Here is a 21,053-nt window from a genome sequence, read left to right as displayed (position 1 = left end):
CGCCTTACGGCGTCTGGTTATGGGGTGGCATCAGATCGTCAGCGTGCCGACGCTCGCGCCGCCGCAGACGTACAAGGTCTGGCCGGTCACGAAGCTGTTGGCGGGGTCGGCGAAGAACATCACGGCGCGGGTCACGTCGTCGGGGCGGCCGATGCGTCCGACGGGGATGTTCGCGGCGAGTTTCTGCTCGCGCTCGCTGCCGGCGGGGACGACGTCGTGGAACATGTCGGTGGCGATGGGGCCGGGTGCGACGACGTTCACGGTGATGCCGTGCGGCGCGAGTTCGAGCGCCCAGGTCCGCGCCATGCCGATCATGCCGGCCTTGGTCGCCGAATACGCGGTGCGCGTGGCAAGCCCCAGCGCGCCGCGCGAGGACATCAGCACGACGCGGCCGAAGCCGCGCGCCCGCATGCCGGGCAGCGCCGCCTGCATCAGGCTGATCGCCGCGCCGAGGTGGATCTGCGTGAGGCCGTGCAGCTCGTCCTGCGTGACGTCGGGCAGGAGCTTCGGCCAGATCACGCCGGCATTGTGGATGAGGTGGCTCACCGGGAAGTCGCGCGCGATCTCCTGCGCGGCGGCTTCGGTCGCGGCGGCGTCGAGGAGGTCGACCTGGACGTTCGTCAGCCGCGGGTGCGTCCAGTCGGCGGCGCGGCGGGCGACGGACACCACCTCGTAGCCCTCGTCCAGCATGCGCCGGCAGATATCGGCGCCGATGCCGGCGCTCCCGCCGGTGACGATCGCGACACGTCTTTCGCTCATCGTCATGTCCTCAGGTGCGCGGGGTCAGCGCGAGCACGCGCAGGGGGCTGCCGGAGCCGTTGCGGATCTTCAGCGGCGCGGCGAGGATCAGCGCGCCCTGGGGCGGCAGCTGGTCGAGGTTCGTCAGGCACTGCAGGCCGTACCGGTTGTTGCCGTGCATGAAGTAGTGGCACGGGTAGGGCGGGTTGAGGTGATGCGCCTGGCCGGCGTCGGTGCCGATGGATTCGGTGCCGAAGCCGTGCACGTTGCGTTCGCGGATCAGCCACGGGACGACCTCGGCGTCGGGGCCCGGCGAATGCGCGCCGTCCTCGGCCATGTTCAGGTATTCCTTCGCGCCGCTGCGCTTGGACCAGTCGGTGCGCAGCAGCACCCACGAACGCTCGGGGATGCGGCCGTGCTGCGCCTCCCACTTCTCGACGAAGTCGATCGTGAGCAGGAAGTCGGGATTCGCCGCGGCCTCGGCGGAGACGTCGATGACGCAGGCGGCGGCGATGAAATTGTCGACCGGGATGGAGTCGACGGCGTTGTTCGGCTGGTCCTTGCCGGTGATCCAATGCACCGGGGCATCGAAGTGCGTGCCGGTATGTTCCGAACACGAGAAGTTGTTCCAGTACCAGGCCGGACCGCGCTCGTCGTAGCGCGAGATCTCCTCGATGCGGAAGGGCCAGGCCTGGCCGAGTTCCGGCGGCAGGACGATGGTCGGGAATTCCGGGGTCAGGGTTTGCGTGAGGTCGACGAGTCGGATGCGGCCGGACAGCAGCTCGGCCATGAACTGCGCGAGGATGGCGGTGCTCACGGGGGGTCTCCTTCGGTGGGTGGGGTGCCCTTACGGGTCTGTCGTTGTGTGTTGTGGCGCGATCAGCCGCCGAGTTCGCGTTCGACGGCCTTGTGGTTGTCGCGCAGGCGCGCCCGCAGCTCCTCGGCGACGTCGCCGACGTAGAGGTCCTCGACGCCGTCGCGCAGCCCGCGGACGACCGCGGCGGCGACCGTGGACGGCGCGAGCTTCGGGGGCGGGGTCAGCTGCTCCCATTCATCGTCGATGGGGCCGGGGAAGACGTTCATGACCCGTATGCCGGCGCCGCCGAATTCGGCACGCAGGGTCAGGGCGGCGGACAGGGCGGCGGCCTTCGACGCCGACCACGCGCCGCGCGCGGGCAGGGCCGCGAGCGCATGTATCGACAGCAGGTTCACCCAGGCGACCGCGCCGTGCGTGCCGTCGGCTGCGCGGAAGCACATCGTCGGGCCGAAGGCCTGCGCGAGCCGCATCAGGCCGAGCACGTTGACGTCGAAGGCGTCGCGCGCGAGCCCGACGTCGCGCGCGTGCATGACCCCGCCGTCGCGCAGGTGGTCGGCGGTGTTGATGAGGATCTCGACCTTGGCGCCGATCGACGCGGCGAGCCGGTCGACCGAGTCGGTGTCGGTGACGTCGAGCGCGACCGGCACGAGGCGCGGATCGGAGGCGACAAAGGCGTCGAACCCGGCATCGGCCTTCCACGTCGCCGGATCGCCGACGAAGACGGTCGAGGCACCGGCGTCGAGCAAGGCCTTGACCATTGCGCGGCCGAGCGTGGAGCGGCCGTCGGTGACGAGCACGCGGCGGTGCTTCGGGTCGCAATGCGTCTCGCGCAGTTGGGGCGAATCGTTCATGTTCGGGGTGTCCTCCGCGGGCAGCGCGTGCAGCACGGCCTGGCCGCTACGGTCGAGTTTCAGGGCGAGGCGCACGCGGCCGGCTTCGTGGCAGTCTTCATGCACGTGGGCGACCACCGAGGGGCCGGCATCCATCTTCACGGTGCCGACGCGCCACGGCAGGCGCTCGCGGAAATACGCATCGTTGCTGTGGCGCAAGGTCGTCGTCGCGATCAGCGTGCCGCCGTTGGCGACTTCGCGCCAGTCGAGCCGTTCGGACAGGCAGCTGCCGCAGACTTCGCGCGGCGGGTATTGCACCGCGCCGCAGTCGGCGCAGGCCTGCATCTCGAAGCGCCCTTCGGCGGCGGCGCGGGCGAGGCCGAGGGCGGCCCGGCTGCGCGATGCGGGCGGCAGCGTGGGCAGGCGCGTGCGCGCGACGGGGTTCTTCCGTTTCGGTTTCGGTGCGGCGTCGGTCACTGGACTACGCTCCATTCCTTGAAGCTTGTCGGGCACGCAGAACGTAGGGCGGGAGGAGCGAAGCGCATCCCGCCGGACGAACGTCGGGGATCGTCAAACGCCGTTCTGGCGGGATACGCTGGCGCTCCTCCCGCCCTACGGAAACCATGACACCGGTCGGAGGAAGGCAGGGCGGAAAAACCGAAGGCGGGGAGGTGATATATGGCGGAAGGCGCCGCGCTTTTTCGCCCTGCGGCGCTATGGGTAATGCCCGTCATGCCGTCCCCCGTTCGAGGAGCGCCGCGCCGGAGCACAGGCCGCGGTCGTAGTTGATCATGCCGAAACCGGACACGAGTCCGATACGCGCGTTCGCGACCTGCATTGCGCCGGCGGCGTTCGTGAGCTGGCGCAGCGCCTGCACGAGCCCGAGATAACCGCCCGCCGCGCCCGCCTGGCCCACCGAGAGCTGCCCGCCGGAGGTGTTGAACGGGAAGGAGCCGTCGATCGTGAAGCCGTGTTCGCGCACGAAGGCGGGCGCTTCGCCCTTCGCGCAGAAACCGAGGTCCTCGAACTGCAGCATGTTGATCACCGGGTAGTCGTCGTAGGTCTCGACGAAGTCGACCTCCGCGGGCGCGACGCCGGCGTGCTCGTACAGCGCATCGCGGTCCATCGCCCAGCCGCCGCGGAACTGGATCGGGTCGTCGGGGTAGGCGTTGTGGCGCTCGATGGTCGAGCGAATGCGCACGCCGGGCAGCTTCAGGGCGCGCGCCCGTTCCTCGGTCATGACGAGGAAGCCTTCGGCGCCGGCGCAGGGCATCACGCAGTCGAAGAGATGGATGGGGTCGGTGATCGGCCGTGCGTCGAGGTATTGCGCGAGCGTCAGCGGTTTCTTCATCAGCGCATGCGGGTTCCTCAGCGCGTTGTCGCGCTGCGCGACGCAGAGCTTGCCGAAGTCCTCGCGCGTGGCGCCGTACTGCCGCATGTAGTGGTCGGTCAGCAGCGCGAAGCTCGCGTTCGGGCCGCCGGCGCCGTAGGGGTAGACGGCGTCCTGTGCGAAGCGCGAGAACTGGCTGACGGTGTGGCGGAAGGAGTCGACATGGTTGGTGTCGCCGGCGATGCAGGCGATGATTTCCGCGTCCCCGGCCTGCACCGCGCGCGCCGCGCGCCGCAGCGCCACCACGCCGGACGCGCCGCCCATCGGGATGTGGTCGAGCCAGCGCGGGCTCATGCCGAGGTGCTGCATCAGGCCGACCGCGGTATCGGGGCCGAGTGTGAAGCTCGAGACGCACACGCCGTCGATGTCGGCCTTGGCGATGCCCGCCTCGCGGATCAGCGCGGCGAGGGCGCGGCCGAGCCACCAGTGCGCGGCGTGCGTCGAGTAGCGCGCATAGGGCACGGTGACGGGCACCGCGGCGACGACGCCGTCGTAGGCGAGGCGTCGGCTCATGTGGCAGTCTCCTGGCGCTTCTTCAGCGCGCAGGTATCGACGCACTCGGGCGCGCCGACGAGCGTGGGCGCCAGCGCCTTCAGTTCGCCGCGCTGGATCTTGTTCGTGACCGTCAGCGGCAGGCTGTCGACGAAGGCGACATGGCCCGGCGCCTTGTAGTACGCCAGTTCGCCGAGCGTCCAGCGCACCAGTTCCTCGGCGGCGGCCTCCATCGCGCGACGGTCGGCGAGCGGCTGCTGGGGCACGATGCAGGCCATGACTTCGTCGCCGCGCACGGGGTCGGGCACCGCGGCGACGGCGACCGCCTTCACGAGCGGATGCTGCTGCAGCACGCTCTCGACCTCGACCGCGGCGATGTTCTCGCCGCTGCGGCGGATGACGTTCTTCTTGCGATCGACGAAATGCAGATGGCCGTCGGCGTCGCGGCGCACGACGTCGCCGGTATGGAACCAGCCGCCGGCCCAGGCTTCCGCGGTCGCGGCCTCGTCCTTCAGGTAGCCGGCGAGGAAGCCGTAGCGCGGGTCGTCGCCGGCGTGGCGCACGAGTAGCTCGCCGGGTTCGTCGATGGCCGCTTCGCGCCCGTCTTCGAGCATGACGCGGACTTCCACGTCGGCCTCTTCGATGCCGAAGCAGCTCGTGCCGACCTTGCGAGGTTCATGGTTCGCGATGACGACGGCGCCCGCGCCGGTTTCGGTCATCGCCCAGGCTTCGAGCAGGGGGAAGCCGAAGCGCGTTTCGAACGCGGCGTGCAGCGTGCGATCGACGCCCGCGCCGAAGCCGAAGCGCACCGAATGGGCGCGGTCTTCGGGCGAGGCGTCGGCCTTCATGAGCATCGCCGGCATGACGCCGAGGTAATGCACGACGCTCGCGCGCGCCTCCCGGACGTTGGCCCACCAGCGCTTGGGGTGGAAGCGGTCGAGGGGGACGAGGCAGCCGCCGGTGAGGAGCATGGCCATCGTCGAATACGCCATCGCGTTCATATGCACCAGCGGCAGCGGCGTGATCATGCGCTCTTCGCCGGGCATGAGGCGCGCGAGGCCGCCGATGTTGGCGTACCAGCGGCCGGCGTGCAGGAAGTAGCGGTTGGGCAGCATGCAGCCTTTGGGGCGGCCGGTGGTGCCGGACGTGTAGAGCAGGGCGCATTCGGTGAGTTCGTCGGGCACCGTGCCCGCGAGCGGCGCGGGGAAGGCGGCGGGCGGCGGCGTGTCGCCGTCGCTCATGATGCGCAGCGGGCGGCCGGCGCGTTCGGCTGCGGCGGCGAGATCGGCGTGGCGTTGCGGCAGGGCGACGGCGAGGGCGATTTCGGAGTGGCCGATGAGGTATTCGAGTTCGGCGGCGCGCAGGTCGGCGTTGATCGGGACGACGGAGACGCCGAGGGCGTTCAGTGCGAACCAGTGCAGGAAGAACGCCGGGCGGTTCTCGAGCAGCAGGCCGACGCGGTGGCCGGGGCCGTAGCCGGCGGCGGCGTAGGCGTCGCGGAGCGCGGCGATGCGCAGTGCCGCGTCGCGGTAGGCGAGTTCGCCGGGGGCGATGCCGTAGGCCGCGGCGGTGTCGGGCAGGGTGCTCAGGAAGGGGCGTTCGCCCCATTGCCCGGCGGCCGCTTTGAAGGCATCGAAGACGGTGGTGGTCACGAGGGCACTCACATGAAGAGCTGGATGTTGCCGAACGCGGCGTCGCAATTGACGAGGTCGACACGCTTGAGGCGGATCTTCAGCGCGCCTGCGTCTTCGACGAGGTGGTGCGTGGTCCAGCCGGCGAAGAGGGTCTGCTGGTCCTGGCGGGTTTCGACGTAGTGGAAGGCGGTGCGCACGATGTGTTCGCCGCCGGGGGCGGACGATTCGACTGTCGGCGCTTGCAGGAGGTGGTGGCAGCGGCTCTTGGGCTGCTGCGAGAAGGTGCGCTGGCCGGCGAGGCGTTCGACGCGCACGCGCAGCAGGAGTCTGTCTTCGTACATCAGCGAGGTGTGCAGGCGGGGGTCGGTCTGGCCGTGGGCGAGGGGCATCCAGTAGTGGCCGTCTTCTGTGAATAGGTTCAGCCAGTCCTCGAAGCGCTGCTCGTCGAGGAGACGGGCTTCGGCGTAGATGAAGTCGGTGAGGGTCTTGTGGGTAATGTCGAGGGTGGTCATTGGCTTGTTCCTCGTTCTGTTTGCGCTGTTTTCTTCGGGGCGAGGGCGGGAGGTGCCGCTAATCGGGCCGGCCGGGGTATTTGCTCCGCGGGCTGCGGAACTCGCTTAGGGCCGCGCTTCCGCGACCCTCGCTCAGACAGTCCTCGCCCGCTCCGCAAACACCCCGACCGTCCCTGAGGGCTGGGGTGCGGTCCCGTTTGCTTTGGTTTCTGCTCTACATGCTTTCCGTCATGAACTTTGCCCAGGCGCGGAACTGGTTGCGCATCTGCCATTCGTTGGTGCCGTTCGTCGCGACGTTCTTCTGTTCTTTCTCTGCGGGGTCGAATAACCTTGCGACGTTGATCCAGTCGCGGCCGCGCGATTGCAGGGCTTCCTGTGCGCGTTCGTACATTTCCAGGTCGTCGTGGCCGACGACGGAGGTCGGGGCGTTGATCAGGCGGTTGTACATGAGCGTGCGTTCGAGCAGCAGGTCGGGCGCGCCGACAAGGCGGAAGGTCCAGGATTCGACGAGGGTCTTGTTCGCGGCGATCGGCTTGAACAGGCGCAGCGTCTGGATCGGGCCCTTGACCATGATGTTCGGGAAATAGACGGTGTTGTGCCGTGTGTCGCCGAGGATGTGTTTGGCGCGTTCCTCGCCGTAGGCGGCGACCATCTGTTCCCAGTAACCGGGGGCGGGCGAATAGGCGGCGTGGATGGAGTCGGCGACGCCGGTGTGGCCGTGGCCGTTTTCCCACACGCGGATGCCCATGTTCTCGAAGAACTCGTAGGACGAGACGAAGGGCGCGAAGAGTTCGACCGCCATCGGCTTGGGCGTGCCTTCGGGCGCCTCCTGCCACACCTTCACCGCGGTTCCGGCGGAGGATTCGTGCGCCACCATCGGGTGACAGGTGTCGGTCTGGTTGTCGACGAGCATCTTCCAGTTGCAGTTGTGCATGTAGCGCAGCACGCCGCCGGCGACTTCGAGGCGGCCTTCGGGCGAGCGGTCGACCATGTTGTCGATCGTCGACAGCGATTCGCCGAAGTAGTCCTCGAACGAGATGCCCTGCGGGTTGAGCCGGCAGAACACGAAGTCGCGGTAGACCTTTACGTTCTCGACCGCGGCCATGCCGTGCTTGGCCTCGCAGGACTCTAAGCCGGTGTTCTCGTAGCCTTTCTTCAGCGGCACCGCGAGCAGGCTGCCGTCGGTCTTGAAGGTCCACGCGTGGTAGGGGCAGCGGAAGAACTTTCCGGTGTTGCCGCAGGTCTCGCCGGCGACCTTGACGCCCTTGTGCGGGCAGCGGTTGTACAGCACGCGGATCGAGTCGTCGGTGTGCCGCACCATCACGACCGGTTCGGTGCCGACGGTCGTCGTGTAGAAGTCGCCCTTGTTCGGCACCTGGCTGGCGTGGCCGACATAGACCCAGGTGTTCGCGAAGAGGTGCTCCATTTCGAGCGCGAAGACTTCCTCGTCGATGTAGGTGTCCTTGTGCACTTCAAGGTCGCGCACCAGTGCGCGCACCGCGTCCGGATTGCCCGTGTAGCGTTCCATCGTCTCCTCCTGCGAGTTTTCTCGTCTGTGGTCGTTCAGAGATCGAGCACCAGCCGCGCGCTCTTCGCACGCGAGATGCAGATCTGGATCAGCTTTCCTGCGGCCTTCTCCGAGTCCGTCAGGAAGTAGTCGCGGTGGTCCGGCACGCCTTCGAGGACGGTCGCGGTGCACACGCCGCATTCGCCGCGTTTGCAGTCGAACATCGGGTCGCAGCCGGCTGCCTCCATGACTTCGACGATGGTCTTGTCGGCGGGGACCGTGAGGATGCGGCCGGATTGGCGCAGTTCCAATTCGAAGGGCTGGTCGCCGGCGACCGGCGCCGCGGTGGCGAAGAGTTCGAAATGCACGTGCCCGGCGGGCCAGCCGCGCGCTTTGGCGCCGTCTATGGTCGCGTCGATCATGCCTTTGGGGCCGCACACGTAGAGGTGCGGGGCTTCGCCGCGCGTCGGTTTCACCGAGTCGAGCAGCGCGCCGACCTCGAGTCGGGTCATGGGGTCGTCGTCGGCGTGCAGCACGAGCGCGTCGCCGGCCAGCGCCGCGAGTTCGTCGACGAAGGCGAGCTGGTCGCGGCTGCGGCCGCTGTAGTGCAGTACGAAGGGGCGCCCGGCTGCCTTCAGGGCCGCCGCCATCGAGGCGACGGGCGTGATGCCGATGCCGCCGGCGAGGAGCACGACCGGGGCCTCGCCGGACGCGGGTGCGTGCAGCGGGAAATCGTTCTTCGGGCCGGTCACCGTGACGCGGTCGCCCGCCTTCAGCGCGTGCATGAAGCGCGAGCCGCCCCGGCTGGCGTCCTCGATGCGCACGCCGAGGCGATAGCGTGTCGGACGGTCGAATGCCGCAGCGTCGGGCGCAAGCTCGATCAGCGAATAGCAGCGCGGTTCGGCGAGCCCCGGCACCGCTATCTTCAGGTGTGCGCCGGCGCTGAAACCGGGTAGGGCGGCGCCATCGGGTGCGGCGAGTTCGAATGCGCGGATCAGCGGGGTTTCCGCGGTGACGGCGCGGACTTCAAGTTCGAATGTGCGCATGGGAACGCTCCTCGATAGGGTCACGGCTCAGGCCGCGACGCGGGGGGTGTCGATTCGTGCGCGGCCTCCGGCAGGAGGCGTGGCGCGGGCCCGCAGCAGCTGAGCGAGCTGTGCGTCGAGCGCCTTGCCTTCCTCGTCGGCGAGCGCGGCGTCGCGCAAGGATTTCAGCGTTGCCGCGGCCTCGGGCTGGCCGAGCAGTTCGTCGGCGGCCTGCATCAGCCGCGCGAAGCGGCGGTCGCCGCGGTCGTGCGTGCCGCTGTAGCCCTTGATGAGCCGCCGGCAGGCGAGCACCTCGACGGCGAGGGCATAGTCGGTCGCGACGATGCGGGTCGTGCGGGCGAGCCAATCGTCGATGTGCGTCGTCTCGATCGCATGGCGCAGCGTGCCGCGGCGGAAGCGGCGCAGGCCGGCGAGGCAGTACAGCCCGACGAACCACGTCAGCGTGCCCGTCTTCACGCGCCGGCCATGCTCGACGCGGCGGCGGATGAAGCCGCCGAGCGTCTTCGAGTTCTCGAGCCAGCGACCGAGCCGCAGCGGCAGCGTGCCGCAGATCTCTTCCAGGCGGGGGTGCATGAACTCGGTCGTGTAGACAAGCTGGTCGCTCTTCGCGCCGACTTCGCTGCGCACGCGCTCGAAGCGGCTGCCGCGCGTTTTCAGGTCGGCGACGCGGATCACATCGTCGTAGCTCATGGCGACCGCGACGTAACGGGCCGCCGCCTGCGTCAGCGCCCAGTCGCGCGCGTCGCCGCCGGCCTTCGCGTCGAGCGCGCGCAAGCCTTCGAGCGTGCGCAGATAGTCCTCGGCGTAGGCGACGTCCTGGTAGTCGATCAGTCGGCGCAGGCCCGCGACGAGCAGCGGCTGCGCGGCCTGCGGGAACTGCTTCACCGTGTCGAGCAGCGCCTGCACGCGCGGATGCGCGGCGCGATCGGGCACGGCGGGCAGCGGGCGCGAGGTGTCGATGCGCGCGGGCGCAGCAGGGGCCTGGGCCGCGGCGTCGAAGCCGAGCGCGAAGGCCTTCAGGCTCGCCTCGACGCCGACGCCGCCGTGGCGGATCGTCGCTTCGAACGCGTCGCGGGCGAACGGTAGCGCGCCGCTGCCGGCGATCGCACCGAACAGGCTCGCCGAGATCACGCTGCCGGCGCGCTCGGCCATCTGCTGCAGGTCGAAGCACAGCATGCGCTTCGCCGCTTCGCGTCCTGCATCGAGGACCTTGTTGGGATCGGCGATGCCGTTGCCCGGCGCCGCCTTCTCGGCGACCGCGTAGCTGCGATGCGTCGAGGCGATCAGCGTCGTGCGATCCGGGGAGACGAGGCCGCGCTGCATCGCGCGTCCGGCTTCCATCAGCTCGGCCGCGACGACGAGGTCGACGTCGCCAGGCGTGGGCATCATCGCGAGCACCGGCGGCCGCCCGGCGGCGTGCGCGGCTGCCTCGGGCAGCAGTTCGACGTAGTAGATCGTCGCCCCGGTGCGCTGCGCCACCCCCGGCACGGAGGTCGTCTGCGCCCACCAGCCGCCCGCTTCGGCCATCTCGACGATCCAGTCGGCGAGCACGCCGCCGCCCTGGCCGCCCATCGCGAGAATTGCGATCTTGATCGGCGTGCCGGAATGAAGGGTCACTTGGCTCATCGGAATCCTCACAGCGCGTGGCGTGCGAGCCGCGCCGCGCGGCGCCGCTGCAGCCAGCCGATGACCGCGCCGCGCACGCGCGCCTTGATGCGGTCGGCCGTCGTCGGGTTATGGATGATGTCGGCGCGATAGAAGGACGGGCACAGCACCGCGGCCTCGGCGACTTCGCCGCAGTTGCCGCAGCCGACACAGCTGTTGTCGACGTGAGCCACCGGGTCCTCCTTCAAGGGGTCGCCGCTGTCCTTTACCGACAGCGACGGGCAGCCCGACAGGCGAATGCAGGCGTGGTCGCCGCTGCACACGTCCGGATCGACGCCGAAGCGCTCCTTGACGACCCGCTCGCCGGCCTTCACCGCCTTGTTGAACAGCGGCTTCACGCGCCGCTGCTTGTTCAGCATGCATTCGGACTGGGCGATGATGACCTTGGGGCCGTCGGTGCTCGTCGTCAGCGCCTCTTCGAGCGTGTCGCGCAGGCGGGCGACGTCGTAGGTGCGGTCGATGGTGCGCACCCACTTGACGCCGGCGCCGCGGATCGCGGCCTCGATCGGATGCTTGGTCGCGCGGTTCGGGTTGTCCGCGCGCGACGACGGGATGTCCTGCCCGCCGGTCGCCGACGAGTAGAAGTTGTCGACGATGACGATGACGCCGTCGTTCTTGTTGAACACCGCGTTGGCGATGCCGGAGGTCAGGCCGTTGTGCCAGAAGCCGCCGTCGCCCATCACCGAGATCGAACGCTTGCCCGACTTCACGTTGAACGCCGAGCTCGACGCCGCGCCGAGCCCGTAGCCCATCGTCGTCGCACCGAGGTTGAACGGCGGCAGGATGGAAAACAGGTGGCAGCCGATGTCGCACGAGATGTGATGCTCGCCGAGATCGGCCTGTGCGAGCTTCATCGCCGCGAAGATCGGCCGCTCGGGGCAGCCGGTGCAGAAGCCCGCGGGCCGTGGCGGCACGACCGCGGCGAGATCGCGGATTCTCGGATGGAAGGTGACCGGCACCGCGGCGGGGGCCTGCGCCGGCACCGCCGCGGCCGGCGCGTGGGGTGTCAGGAAGGCTTCGATGCCGTCGCGCATGACCTGCGTCGTGTATTCGCCGGCCATCGGCAGCACGTCCTTGCCGCACAGCGCCGTCGTCACGCCCGCCCGGCGCAGGATGGTGTTGAGGTTCTGCTCGATGTAGTCGGGCTGCCCTTCTTCGAGCAGCAGCACTGCGCGCTTGTCCTTGCAGAAGGCGAGCACCTCGTCGTCGATGACGGGGTAGGTCACGTTCATCACGTACAGCGGGATGCGGCTGTTGCCGAACGCATCGGCGAGGCCGAGCAGCTGCAGCGCGCGGATCACGCCGTTGTAGAGGCCGCCCTGCAGGATCAGGCCGAGGTCGGCGTGGGCGTCGTCGCCGTCGAAGAACTCGTTGAGTTTCCGCTCGCGGATGAACTGCACGGCGGCGGGCCAGCGGTCGCGGACCTTCTCGTGCTCGTGCGCGAAGGAGGCGGGCGGCAGCACGATGCGGCCGGTGTCGCGGCGCGGGTTTTCGAGGGCGTCGGCGAGACTGAACGCGGGCCGGCGGTTCTCGCGCGTGATGAAGCGGCCATGCACGTGGCACGAGCGGATGCGCATCTCCAGCATCACCGGCGTGTTGCTCGCCTCCGACAGTTCGAAGCCGTCCTCGACCGCCTTGACGATGGATTCGAGATTCGGGCGCGGATCGAGCAGCCACATCTGCGACTTCATCGCGAACGCGTGCGAGCGCTCCTGCATGATCGACGAGCCTTCGCCGTAATCCTCGCCGATGATCACCAGCGCGCCGCCGGTGACGCCGCCCGACGCGAGGTTGGCGAGCGCGTCGGACGCGACGTTGGTGCCGACCGTGGACTTCCACGTGACCGCGCCGCGGATCGGGTACATCACCGACGCGGCAAGCGTCGCCGCCGCGGTGGCCTCGGAGGCGCTCGCCTCGAAATGCACGCCGAGCTCGTCGAGGATCTCCTTCGCGTCGGCGAGTACGTCCATCAGGTGCGAGATCGGCGAGCCCTGGTAGCCGGCGACGTAGCCGACGCCGGACTGCAGCAGGGCCTTGGTGACGGCCAGGATGCCTTCGCCGCGGAACTCGCTGCCGGCCGGCAGCCGAAGCTGCTCGACTTCCTTCGCGAACGAGCGCTCAGCCATGACACGGCTGTCCAGCGCTGGGGATGCGGGCGTCGCCGCACGGCCGTACTGAACGGCGCACGAGCGACGGCCTGACTGTTGGGGTCGGGGCCATCTTGTCTCCTCCGGTTTTCACCCGGTCCGGCGTCGCGTTGCCTTGATGCCGTCCGAAGCTTTGTTGTGGAATTTACTTTAGGTATGAAGCTTTCCGTTGTCAATGAAAATATGAAAATTCATGGAAAACGGAAATTTCCGTGACAGGGCAGGGATTTGCGCGATGCAGCAAACGCGGCGTTGGCGCGGAAAGGGTGCAGGAATGCACCGCACATGTGCAGGATCCACGGCGAGCTGACGCATAATCGACCCGAACATCGGCGGCGCATTCGTGTCTGCCGCGCCGGGCCGAGCCGGGAAGGATCCGGCGGTGAAGGGAGCAGCGATGACTGACGGGACAACAACGGAAAACCAAATTTCGACGCACGCCTCGTCACCCTTCGTCGACGGCTATCTCGCCTACCTGCTCGCGCAGGCCAGCAGCCGCATCTCGCGCGAGTTCCATCGCGAGGTCGAGGCGTCGGGCCTCTCGGTGACGGAGTGGCGCGTGATCGCGAGCCTGGCGGGCAGCGACGGTGAGAGCATCGGCACGCTCGCGCAGCTCGCGCTGACCAAACAGCCGACGCTGAGCAAGGTGGTGCAGCGGATGGAGGCCGAGGGACTCGTGGAGCGCAACGGCGCGCGCCGCGATCGCCGTCAGACGCTCGTGCGCCTTACGCGCAAGGGGCGGGAACTCGCCGATTCGCTATGCGCGCGCGCCTTGCGCCACCAGCAGGCGGTGCTCGAACCGTTCGGTCACGACAACGCGGCGCTGCTGATCGGCATGCTGAAAGACCTGATCGCGCTGCACCCGCCGGCGCCGCCGCTTGGCGACGGCGGGTAGCGGCGGCGGGCCCGAGCACGTTGTTCCTCCCCTTGAAGGGGAGGGAGCAAGCGTGCAGCACTCGACCGGCAATCACGTAATTGCCGGCCGATTCATCAATGCACGTTGCCGAACAGCTCGCGAAGCTTCGCGACGTACTGCGGGCTCGCCTGTTCGATGCCCTTCCAGCCCGAGTCGTAGGCGCGGGCGCGGAACTGTCGCACCTCGGCCTCGGGGATCGCGATGGTCTCGATCTTCGCGCCGGCCTGGCGCGCCTTCTCGGCCTCGGCTGCCTTCAGGTCCTTGACGTTCTCCGCTTCGACCCACGCGATCTGCTTCTCGAGGAACGCGCGCTGCGCCTCGTCGAGCTTCTTCCAGGTGTTCTGGTTCATGTAGAGGCCGACCTCGACGTTGTAGAAGCCCGGTTCGACGCGGTATTTCGTCTTCTCCTGCCAGCCGAGGTCGAAGATGCCCACCGACGGCCAGCCGTAGCCCTCGACGACGCCGCGCTCGAGCGCGGTGAACACCTCGCCCGGCGGCACCTGCAAGGGAGTGGCGCCGAGCGCCTGGAAGAATGCGCGATAGACCGGCACGCTCCTGAGTTTCATGCCCGAGAAATTGCCCGCGTCGACCTTCTTGTTCGTGTAGATGTGGTACTGCAGCCCGTCGGAGACGCGCGCGAGCCACACCATGTTGGCCTTGTCGCGGTGGATGCGGTCGAGCAGCGCGTAGCCGCCGTTGGCGCGAAGCTCCGCCATCGGCTTCTCGGCGAGCGAGCCGGCGAGCGCCTCGGGAACGAGGTTGGCATGGAAGACGCCGGTGGTGTTCGCCAGATCGACGACACCCGTGCGCACTGCATTGCCGACTTCGAGCGGCGGGATCGCCTCGGGGCCGCCGACGACCTGGATCTTCATGATGCCCTTGCCTTCGGCATTGACCTTGTCGACGAAGGTCCGGAAGCGCTGGTTGAAGAAGGTGTCGTGGCCGAACGCGCTGACGGCCTTGAGCGTGATTTCGGCGGCGCTCGCGCCGCTGGAGAGCAGCGCGATCAGTGCGGCAAAGGCGAGCTTGCGGACAGGGGTCTTCATCTCCTCGTTCTCCTTGTGTGGGTAATGCGGGTAGTGCATGAGGGAAGGCGGACTACTGCATCAGCCGTGGCAGCCCGACGGCCAGCCAGGGCAGTGCGACGATGAGGGCGAGCACGCCGATCTCGATCAGCACGAAAGGCGCCGCGGCGGCGTAGATCTGGCGCAACTGGATCGGCGGTGGCGCGACCGACTGCATCACCATCAGCAGCAGGCCGAAGGGGGGTGTCAGCAGGCCGAGCTCCATCGCGACCAGCATCAGCACGCCCAGCCATACCGGGTCGATGCCGGCGGCGTTGGCGAGTGGCATGAAGAACGGCAGCGTGATCATCATCATGCTGATCTGGTCGATGACGCAGCCGAGCACCAGCAGGATCGCCAGCATGCCGAGGACGAGCATCAAGGGCGAGAGTTCGAGAGAGCGGATGAGGCCCAGCGCGCCGCTCGTCGCACCCGAGAAGCTCAGGATCTGCGCGAAGGTCGTCGAGGCGACGAGCACGAACAGGATCACGACCGACACGCGCGCGGTCTCGATGAGCGACTTCCTGAGGGCGGCGAAGGTGAGTGCGCGGTAGCAGACGGTCGCGAGTACCGAGGCGACGGCGCCGATCGCGGCCGACTCGGTCGGCGACGCCCAGCCGGCTAGCATGCTGCCGACAACCGCGGCGAAGATCGAGAACAGCGGCACGACGTCGCGCACGAAGGGCTTCCAGCGCGTCCAGGCGTCGGGCGCGCGCGGCGCCTCGTCGAGCGGCGCGAGGCCCGGATCGATGCGGCAGCGGATCATCACGTAGGCGAGGAAGCAGACCGCCATCACGAGGCCGGGCAGGATGCCGCCGACCAGCAACTGGGCAATCGAGATGCCCGCGAGACTGCCGAGCATGACCGCGAGCGCGGACGGCGGGATCAGCATCGCGATGCCGCCGACCGCCATGATCGGCCCCATCGCGAGCGTCGGGTGATAGCCGCGCTTCAACATCTCGGGCAGCATCACGCCGCCCATCATCGCGGTGTTCGCGATCGTCGAGCCCGACAGCGCGGCGAAGGTCGTGCCGCCCAGCACCGACACCACCGACAACCTCCCCGGCAGCCGCGCGATCAGCCGCTCGATCGCCTCGATCGCGCGGAACGCGAGCCCGGTGTGGAACAGCACCTCGCCCATCAGCACGAACAGCGGGATCGGCGTGAGCGAAAAGCTCGTCACCGCGCCGACCGAATTCCTCACGAGCTGCGCGAGTCCGGCTTCGCCGCCGAGGAACACCCAGGCCCCGACGAGGTTCACGCCGAGGAAGGTGAACGCGACCGGTAGTCCGACCCCCATCAGCCCGAACATCAGGCCGAGCATCAATGCAAGCGCCCAGTACCATTCCATCTCAGTGCGCCTCCCGCGTCAGCAGATTGATGAAGCGGCGCGCGAACTCGACCGCGAGCAGCGCGCACGAGAACACCATCGGCAGGTTCAGCCACCATTCCGGGAACACCAGCACCTTGAACACGAGGCTGCCCTGGGCGGCCGTGTCATGTGCCACCGCAATGGTCTGCCACGCGAGGACCGCGCAGATCACGCAGCAGGCGAGGTCGGTCGCGAGCTCGAGACGGCGTCGCATCGGTGCCGACAGCGCGCGCAGCACGACGTCGACGCGGATATGGTCGTTCAGGTACAGCAGCCATGGCGCCGCGACAAAGGTCGCGACCATCAGGATGTATTCGGTCGCCTCGACGGCCCATGCGATCGACCCGAGGCCGACGTTGCGCATCACGACGTCGGCGCACACGAGCAGCGCCATGCCGCCGAAGAGCAGCGCCGCGAGCGTGCCGCAGGCGTTCATCAACTGGTGGTAGAACCGTCCGGGACGGGATCGGATCGTGACCCCGGTTCCGATTGCCGCTTGCTGTATGGCCATGCCGAACTCCCGCGAGTAGAGTGGAGCGAAGATATATCAGGCTTAAAATATTCAGTCACGAAGTTTTATTTCTGCGGTGCAGCAGCCGTCACCGCAGGGCGTCGGGGAATAGTGCGTGTTCGCGACGCACCGCACCTCCCCCACATGGGGGGGTCAAAGCGTCGGCCGATGTGGGGTAATACACCCAACGCGGAGCAGTTCGCAGCCCCGACGATCCGAAGCCTTCGGGTGCGCACTGGGCCGGCGTTTGACTAAGTACTTTAAGTATGAAATATTCGCGACTAAAATAGAGCGACACGACGCCCGGGGGTGTAGCCGGGCGTCCAGATGGAGGAGACCTGAGATGCGTATCGTCTGTATCGGTGGCGGGCCCGCGGGGCTGTATTTCGCGATCCTGATGAAGAAGCTGAACCCGGCGCACGAGATCCGCGTGATCGAGCGGAACCGCCCCTATGACACCTTCGGCTGGGGCGTGGTGTTCTCGGACGCGACGATGGACAACATGCGCGAGTGGGACCCCGAGACGGCCGACGCGATCCAGGTGGCGTTCAACCACTGGGACGACATCGAGCTCCATTTCAAGGGGCGCACGATCCGCAGCGGCGGCCACGGCTTCGTCGGCATTGGCCGCAAGATGATGCTCAACATCCTGCAGGCGCGCTGCGAGGAACTGGGCGTCGAGCTGGTGTTCGATCGCGAGGTCGAGTCGGACGCCGAGTTTCCCGACGCCGATCTCGTCATCGCGTCCGACGGCATCAACTCGCGCATCCGCAACAAATACGCGGAGGTGTTCAAGCCCGACATCGTCACGCGGCCCAACCGCTACATCTGGCTCGGCACGACCAAACTCTTCGACGCCTTCACGTTCTTCTTCGAGAAGACCGAGCATGGCTGGTTCCAGGCCCACATCTACAAGTTCGACGACAAGACGACGACCTTCATCGTCGAATGCCCCGAGCACGTGTGGAAGGCGCACGGCCTCGACACCGCCGACCAGGAGCAGTCGATCGCCTTCTGCGAACAGCTTTTCGGCAAGCACCTCGACGGCCACCGCCTGATGACCAACTCGCGCCACCTGCGCGGCTCGGCGTGGCTCAACTTCCAGCGCGTGAAATGCGAGCAGTGGCACCACTACAACGGCAAGAGCCACGTCGTGCTGATGGGCGACGCCGTGCATACCGCGCATTTCGCGATCGGATCGGGCACCAAGCTCGCGCTGGAGGACGCGATCGAGCTCACGCGGCTCTTCCGCGACGAGGGCGATACGCGCGAACACATCCCCGCGGTGCTGGAGCGCTATCAGGCGGCGCGCAACATCGACGTGCTGCGGCTGCAGAACGCCGCGTGGAATGCGATGGAATGGTTCGAGGTGTGCGGCGCGCGCTACTGCGATACCTTGGAGCCGGAGCAGTTCATGTACTCGATGCTGACGCGCTCGCAGCGCATCTCGCACGAGAACCTGCGCCTGCGCGACGCCGGCTGGCTCGAAGGCTACGAGCGCTGGCTCGCGCGCAAGGCCGGCATGACGGTGCGCGACGACGAGACCCCGCCGCCGCCGATGTTCACCCCGTTCAAGCTGCGGGGCCTGACGCTCGCGAACCGCATTGTGATGTCGCCGATGGCGATGTACTCGGCCGAGGACGGCGCGCCGACCGACTTCCACCTCGTGCATTTCGGCTCGCGCGCCTTGGGCGGCGCGGGGCTCCTGTATACCGAGATGACCTGCGTGTCGCCCGATGCGCGCATCACGCCGGGATGCGCGGGCATGTACAAGCCTGAGCACGTGAATGCGTGGAAGCGCATCGTCGATTTCGTGCATGGCAATTCGGATGCGAAGATCGGCATGCAGCTCGGCCACGCCGGCCGCAAGGGCGCGACGAAGCTCGCGTGGGAAGGCATCGACGAGCCGCTCGACGTGGGCGCCTGGGAGCTGATCTCCGCCTCGCCGCTGCCCTACCTGCCGCACTCGCAGGTGCCGCGTGCGATGACGCGCGACGACATGGAGCGCGTGCGCAACGACTTCGTTCGCGCCACGCGGATGGCGGCCGAGGCGGGCTTCGACATCCTGGAGCTGCACTGCGCGCACGGCTACCTGCTGTCGAGCTTCCTGTCGCCGCTGACCAACCGCCGCACCGACGAGTTCGGCGGCGATCTGGAGAACCGCGCGCGCTTCCCGCTTGAAGTGTTCAAGGCGATGCGTGCGATGTGGCCGACGAACCGCCCGATGTCGGTGCGCCTGTCGTGCCACGACTGGTTCCCGGGGGGTAATACTGCCGACGACGCCGTCGCGATCGCGCGCCTCTTCAAGGAGGCCGGCGCCGACATCATCGACTGCTCGTCGGGCCAGGTGTGGAAGGGCGACCAGCCGGTGTACGGCCGCATGTACCAGACGCCGTTCGCCGACCGCATCCGCAACGAGGTCGGCATCCCGACGCTCGCGGTGGGTGCGATCTCCGAGGCCGACCACGCCAACAGCATCATCGCCGCGGGCCGCGCGGACCTGTGCGCCATCGCGCGGCCGCACTTGGCGGACCCGGCGTGGACGCTGCACGAAGCGGCGAAGATCGGGTTCGGCGACGTCGCGTGGCCGAAGCAGTACCGCTCGGCGCGCGGCCAGTACGAGACCAACCTGCAGCGCGCCGCGGCCGCGGTCGCGGGCGGTAAATGATCAGGGGACTACCACGATGACAACCACCCCCGATCCCAATAGAGAAAAGACCGCCGCGCCGCTCGCCGGCCGGCATGCGCTGGTGACCGGTGCCGGCAGCGGTATCGGCCGCGCCTGCGCGCTCGAACTCGCGCGGCTCGGCGCAACCTTGACGCTCGTCGGCCGGCGCAGTGCAGCGCTCGAGGCGACTTGCGCGGAACTCGAAGGCAACGGTCATGGCCTTGCGGCTGCCGACATCACCGACTTCACCGCTGTGCGCGCCGCCTTCGACGCAGCTGCGGCAGCGCGCGGCCCGATCGCGATCCTCGTGAATAACGCGGGCGCGGCGAAAAGCGCGCCCTTCGGCCGCACCGATCCCGAGCTGTGGAGCGAGATGCTCGCCGTGAATCTCACCGGCACCTACCACTGCACGCATGCTGTGCTGGCCGGCATGCAGGCCGCGGGCTGGGGGCGCATCGTCAACGTCGCGAGCACCGCGGGGCTCGTCGGCTACGCCTACGTCGCGGCGTATTGCGCCGCCAAGCACGGCGTCGTCGGCCTCACGCGCGCGCTGGCGCTGGAGGTCGCGAAGCAGGGGATCACCGTCAACGCGGTGTGCCCCGGTTACACCGACACCCCGCTGATCGAAGGCGCCGTCGACAACATCGTCGCCAAGACCGGCCGCAGCACCGACGACGCGAAGGCTGCGCTCGCAGCGCGCAACCCGCAGGGCCGGTTGGTGCAGCCCGAGGACGTCGCGGCGACCGTCGGTTGGCTGTGCCTGCCGTCGAGCGACGCGATCCACGGTCAGTCGATCGCGGTCGCCGGCGGCGAAGTAATGTGCGGCTGACAAGCCGTTCCACCCATATAAGAACTATTCCGCGCGCGGATTTCGCGCGGGTCACCAAAGGAGAATGAGATGGCCGAACTGTCGATGCAGGACCACAAGCACCCCTTCAAGGACTATGCGGCACGCCATTTCCGCTGGGAGTGCTCCGACGACGGACGCGTCGCGACGATCACGCTGAACCGCCCGGAGAAGAAGAACCCGCTCACCTTCGACTCGTACGCCGAGCTGCGCGACCTGTTCCGCGGACTCGCGTATGCGAGCGACGTGCGCACGGTGGTCATCCAGGGGGCCGGCGGCAACTTCTGCTCCGGCGGCGACGTGTTCGAGATCATCGAGCCGCTGACGAAGATGACAATGCCCGAACTGCTCGCCTTCACGCGCATGACCGGCGACCTCGTCAAGGCGATGCGCCGCGCGCCGCAGCCGATCATCGCGGCGATCGACGGCATCTGCGCCGGCGCCGGCGCGATGGTCGCGCTCGCGGCCGATTTCCGCCTCGGCACGGCGGAAGCAAAGACCGCTTATCTCTTCACGCGCGTCGGGCTCGCCGGTGCCGACATGGGCGCCTGCGGGCTGCTGCCGCGCGTCGTCGGGCAGGGCAAGGCGACCGACTTGCTGATGACCGGCCGTGCGATGGGGGCCGACGAGGCGCTTGCCTGCGGCTTCTTCAGCGCCGTGCATGCGCCCGCCGAACTGCTCGGCAAGGCCCAGGCCCTTGCGAAAACCCTTGCCGACGGCCCGTGGTTCGCGCACACGATGACGAAGACCATGCTGAACCAGGAATGGGCGATGGGCATCGAGGAGATGATCGAGTCCGAGGCCCAGGCCCAGGCGATCTGCATGGTGACCGGCGACTTCGGGCGCGCGTTCCAGGCCTTCGCTGCGAAGGAAAAGCCGAAGTTCGAAGGCTGCTGA

General features: G+C 68.2%; 17 protein-coding genes. 4 read left to right on the top strand and 13 right to left on the bottom strand.

The window, feature by feature from the left end; translation table 11 throughout:
- Positions 1 to 30 precede the first annotated feature (30 nt).
- From U5817_RS15220 to U5817_RS15175, 10 genes are all read right to left on the bottom strand, one after another.
- Positions 31 to 759 (bottom strand): SDR family NAD(P)-dependent oxidoreductase, encoded by a 729-nt coding sequence (locus tag U5817_RS15220; RefSeq protein WP_407277903.1) that lies wholly within the window; start codon positions 757 to 759, stop codon positions 31 to 33.
- 10 nt (positions 760 to 769) lie between these two features.
- Positions 770 to 1,555, bottom strand: coding sequence for a cyclase family protein (locus U5817_RS15215; protein WP_407277902.1), 786 nt, complete (start codon positions 1,553 to 1,555; stop codon positions 770 to 772).
- A gap of 62 nt (positions 1,556 to 1,617) precedes the next feature.
- Positions 1,618 to 2,862, bottom strand: coding sequence for an SDR family NAD(P)-dependent oxidoreductase (locus tag U5817_RS15210; protein WP_407277901.1), 1,245 nt, complete (start codon positions 2,860 to 2,862; stop codon positions 1,618 to 1,620).
- A gap of 253 nt (positions 2,863 to 3,115) precedes the next feature.
- Positions 3,116 to 4,288 (bottom strand): thiolase family protein, encoded by a 1,173-nt coding sequence (locus tag U5817_RS15205; protein ID WP_407277900.1) that lies wholly within the window; start codon positions 4,286 to 4,288, stop codon positions 3,116 to 3,118.
- Positions 4,285 to 5,919, bottom strand: coding sequence for an AMP-binding protein (locus tag U5817_RS15200; protein ID WP_407277899.1), 1,635 nt, complete (start codon positions 5,917 to 5,919; stop codon positions 4,285 to 4,287). Before U5817_RS15200 ends, U5817_RS15205 begins: the two co-directional genes overlap by 4 nt.
- 8 nt (positions 5,920 to 5,927) lie before the next feature.
- Entirely contained in the window at positions 5,928 to 6,413 is a 486-nt protein-coding gene (locus U5817_RS15195) for an aromatic-ring-hydroxylating dioxygenase subunit beta (RefSeq protein ID WP_407277898.1), read from the bottom strand.
- Between the two features lie 214 nt (positions 6,414 to 6,627).
- Positions 6,628 to 7,941, bottom strand: a complete 1,314-nt coding sequence (locus U5817_RS15190) for an aromatic ring-hydroxylating dioxygenase subunit alpha (RefSeq protein ID WP_407277897.1) — start codon at positions 7,939 to 7,941, stop codon at positions 6,628 to 6,630.
- Between the two features lie 35 nt (positions 7,942 to 7,976).
- On the bottom strand, positions 7,977 to 8,966 hold the full coding sequence (locus U5817_RS15185; protein WP_407277896.1) for a PDR/VanB family oxidoreductase: 990 nt from the start codon (positions 8,964 to 8,966) through the stop codon (positions 7,977 to 7,979).
- A 27-nt stretch (positions 8,967 to 8,993) separates the two neighbouring features.
- Positions 8,994 to 10,592: an indolepyruvate oxidoreductase subunit beta family protein gene (locus U5817_RS15180; RefSeq protein ID WP_407277895.1), complete on the bottom strand. Its 1,599-nt coding sequence runs from the start codon at positions 10,590 to 10,592 to the stop codon at positions 8,994 to 8,996.
- Positions 10,593 to 10,600: 8 nt separating this feature from the next.
- Positions 10,601 to 12,757, bottom strand: a complete 2,157-nt coding sequence (locus U5817_RS15175) for a thiamine pyrophosphate-dependent enzyme (protein WP_407277894.1) — start codon at positions 12,755 to 12,757, stop codon at positions 10,601 to 10,603.
- A gap of 418 nt (positions 12,758 to 13,175) precedes the next feature.
- Here U5817_RS15175 and U5817_RS15170 point away from each other — a divergent pair, with 418 nt between their 5' ends.
- Complete coding sequence (locus tag U5817_RS15170; protein WP_407277893.1) at positions 13,176 to 13,673, top strand: MarR family winged helix-turn-helix transcriptional regulator; 498 nt, start codon at positions 13,176 to 13,178, stop codon at positions 13,671 to 13,673.
- 95 nt (positions 13,674 to 13,768) lie between these two features.
- Here the strand turns inward: U5817_RS15170 and dctP are convergent, their stop codons facing one another.
- From dctP to U5817_RS15155, 3 genes are read right to left on the bottom strand one after another with little or no spacing between them, the layout of a single operon-like run.
- Positions 13,769 to 14,740 (bottom strand): TRAP transporter substrate-binding protein DctP, encoded by a 972-nt coding sequence (gene dctP / locus U5817_RS15165; RefSeq protein ID WP_407277892.1) that lies wholly within the window; start codon positions 14,738 to 14,740, stop codon positions 13,769 to 13,771.
- 52 nt (positions 14,741 to 14,792) lie between these two features.
- Positions 14,793 to 16,109 (bottom strand): TRAP transporter large permease subunit, encoded by a 1,317-nt coding sequence (locus U5817_RS15160; protein ID WP_407277891.1) that lies wholly within the window; start codon positions 16,107 to 16,109, stop codon positions 14,793 to 14,795.
- 1 nt (position 16,110) lies between these two features.
- Entirely contained in the window at positions 16,111 to 16,641 is a 531-nt protein-coding gene (locus U5817_RS15155) for a TRAP transporter small permease (RefSeq protein WP_407277890.1), read from the bottom strand.
- A 343-nt stretch (positions 16,642 to 16,984) separates the two neighbouring features.
- Here U5817_RS15155 and U5817_RS15150 point away from each other — a divergent pair, with 343 nt between their 5' ends.
- The 3 genes from U5817_RS15150 (at position 16,985) to U5817_RS15140 (ending at position 21,053) form a co-directional block, all read left to right on the top strand.
- Entirely contained in the window at positions 16,985 to 19,309 is a 2,325-nt protein-coding gene (locus tag U5817_RS15150) for a bifunctional salicylyl-CoA 5-hydroxylase/oxidoreductase (protein WP_407277889.1), read from the top strand.
- A gap of 16 nt (positions 19,310 to 19,325) precedes the next feature.
- Complete coding sequence (locus tag U5817_RS15145) at positions 19,326 to 20,138, top strand: SDR family NAD(P)-dependent oxidoreductase (protein ID WP_407277888.1); 813 nt, start codon at positions 19,326 to 19,328, stop codon at positions 20,136 to 20,138.
- A 69-nt stretch (positions 20,139 to 20,207) separates the two neighbouring features.
- Positions 20,208 to 21,053: an enoyl-CoA hydratase family protein gene (locus tag U5817_RS15140; protein ID WP_407277887.1), complete on the top strand. Its 846-nt coding sequence runs from the start codon at positions 20,208 to 20,210 to the stop codon at positions 21,051 to 21,053.

It is taken from the genome of Aromatoleum evansii (assembly GCF_045689615.1).
In the GTDB taxonomy this organism is placed as follows: Bacteria; Pseudomonadota; Gammaproteobacteria; order Burkholderiales; family Rhodocyclaceae; genus Aromatoleum; species Aromatoleum evansii.
This window is presented reverse-complemented; position numbering and strand designations above follow the sequence as displayed.

Excerpts from the sequence above, each read along its gene's own strand:
- U5817_RS15185 (WP_407277896.1), bottom strand. The coding sequence starts at position 8,966 with ATGCGCACATTCGAACTTGAAGTCCGCGCCGTCACCGCGGAAACCCCG.
- U5817_RS15140 (WP_407277887.1), top strand. The coding sequence starts at position 20,208 with ATGGCCGAACTGTCGATGCAGGACCACAAGCACCCCTTCAAGGACTAT.
- U5817_RS15195 (WP_407277898.1), bottom strand. The coding sequence starts at position 6,413 with ATGACCACCCTCGACATTACCCACAAGACCCTCACCGACTTCATCTAC.
- dctP (WP_407277892.1), bottom strand. The coding sequence starts at position 14,740 with ATGAAGACCCCTGTCCGCAAGCTCGCCTTTGCCGCACTGATCGCGCTG.
- U5817_RS15180 (WP_407277895.1), bottom strand. The coding sequence starts at position 10,592 with ATGAGCCAAGTGACCCTTCATTCCGGCACGCCGATCAAGATCGCAATT.
- U5817_RS15190 (WP_407277897.1), bottom strand. The coding sequence starts at position 7,941 with ATGGAACGCTACACGGGCAATCCGGACGCGGTGCGCGCACTGGTGCGC.
- U5817_RS15155 (WP_407277890.1), bottom strand. The coding sequence starts at position 16,641 with ATGGCCATACAGCAAGCGGCAATCGGAACCGGGGTCACGATCCGATCC.
- U5817_RS15175 (WP_407277894.1), bottom strand. The coding sequence starts at position 12,757 with ATGGCTGAGCGCTCGTTCGCGAAGGAAGTCGAGCAGCTTCGGCTGCCG.
- U5817_RS15220 (WP_407277903.1), bottom strand. The coding sequence starts at position 759 with ATGAGCGAAAGACGTGTCGCGATCGTCACCGGCGGGAGCGCCGGCATC.
- U5817_RS15205 (WP_407277900.1), bottom strand. The coding sequence starts at position 4,288 with ATGAGCCGACGCCTCGCCTACGACGGCGTCGTCGCCGCGGTGCCCGTC.
- U5817_RS15160 (WP_407277891.1), bottom strand. The coding sequence starts at position 16,109 with ATGGAATGGTACTGGGCGCTTGCATTGATGCTCGGCCTGATGTTCGGG.
- U5817_RS15145 (WP_407277888.1), top strand. The coding sequence starts at position 19,326 with ATGACAACCACCCCCGATCCCAATAGAGAAAAGACCGCCGCGCCGCTC.
- U5817_RS15170 (WP_407277893.1), top strand. The coding sequence starts at position 13,176 with ATGACTGACGGGACAACAACGGAAAACCAAATTTCGACGCACGCCTCG.
- U5817_RS15150 (WP_407277889.1), top strand. The coding sequence starts at position 16,985 with ATGCGTATCGTCTGTATCGGTGGCGGGCCCGCGGGGCTGTATTTCGCG.